At 62.5% G+C, this 1,310-nt stretch carries 1 pseudogene; it reads left to right on the forward strand.

Annotation, left to right across the window (positions count from 1 at the left end):
- Positions 1–1,310, forward strand: a pseudogene (locus TU73_RS27830) (RHS repeat protein); the annotation flags it as partial.

Below are 1,310 nucleotides of genomic sequence, written 5' to 3' on the forward strand. Positions count from 1 at the left end.
CATGGCGCGCAGGCTCTTTATGAATGGGACGCCGTAGGACGTCTGCTGAAACTGACCCAGCCCGGCGGCGCCACTCGGGAATTCAGCTACAACCCCTACGGCAAAATCATCGCCGAGCGCGATGAACTCGGCCACGTCACCCGCTACGAATACTCCGACGGCCTGCACCTGATCAGCCGCCGCCTCAATGCCGACGGCACCCAGGTCAAGTACCGCTACGACAACGCCCGGCTGTTGCTGACCGAGATCGAAAACGAAGTCGGCGAAACCTACCAGCTCGACTACTACCCCAGCGGCCTGATCCAACAGGAAACCGGCTTCGACGGCCAGCGCACCGCCTACGCCTACGACCTCAATGGCAACCTGCAGGAAAAGACCGAATACGGCGACGACGGCAGTCAGCTCATTACCCGCTACGAGCGCGACCACGCCGGGCGTCTTGTCCGAAAAACCCTGCCCGATGGCAGCCTGGTCGATTATGCCTACGACCGCCAAGGCAACCTCCTCAGCGTCGAAGACGGCCACTGGGCCCTGGCCTACGAGTACGACCGCCAAAACCGCCTCACCGCCGAACACCAAGGCTGGGGCACCTTGCGCTACGGCTACGACGCCTGCGGCCAATTACAAAAACTGCGCCTGCCCGACAACAATCGCCTCACCTTCAACCACGACAAAGGCGGCCACCTCGCCACCGTCGAGCTCAACGGCGAAGTGCTCACCTCACACCTCTTTCGCGCCGGTCGTGAACACCAACGCCAACAAGGCCAGTTGCTCAGCCACTACCACTACGACGACCAAAACCGCCTGCACGCCCACGCGGTGACGCAACAACAAAACCACCGCTACCAGCGCCAATACGACTACGACAAAAGCGGCAACCTCACCCGCCTGCTCGACACCCGCAAAGGCGAACACCGCTACCACTACGACCCCCTCGCCCGCCTGACCCGCGCCGATCATTCGCAGGACGTGCAGGAACGCTTCGCCCACAACCCGGCCGGCAACCTGCTCATGCAAGACCGCCCCGGCCCGGACATCGTCGCGGCGAACCGCCTGGTGATCCAGGGTGACCGCCACTACGACTACGACGCCTTCGGCAACCTGATCCGCGAACGACGCGGCAAGGGTCATCAGCTCATCACTGAATACCGCTACGACTGCCAGCATCGGCTGATCAGCGTGACGAAGCCCAACGGCGAAACCGCCAGTTACCGCTATGACCCATTCGGGCGGCGCATCAGCAAGACCGTGGAGGGCAAGACCACCGAGTTTTTCTGGCAAGGCGACAAGTTGATTGCCGAGCACCATGC

The sequence above is a fragment of the Pseudomonas libanensis genome (assembly GCF_001439685.1).
Lineage (GTDB): Bacteria > Pseudomonadota > Gammaproteobacteria > Pseudomonadales > Pseudomonadaceae > Aquipseudomonas > Aquipseudomonas libanensis.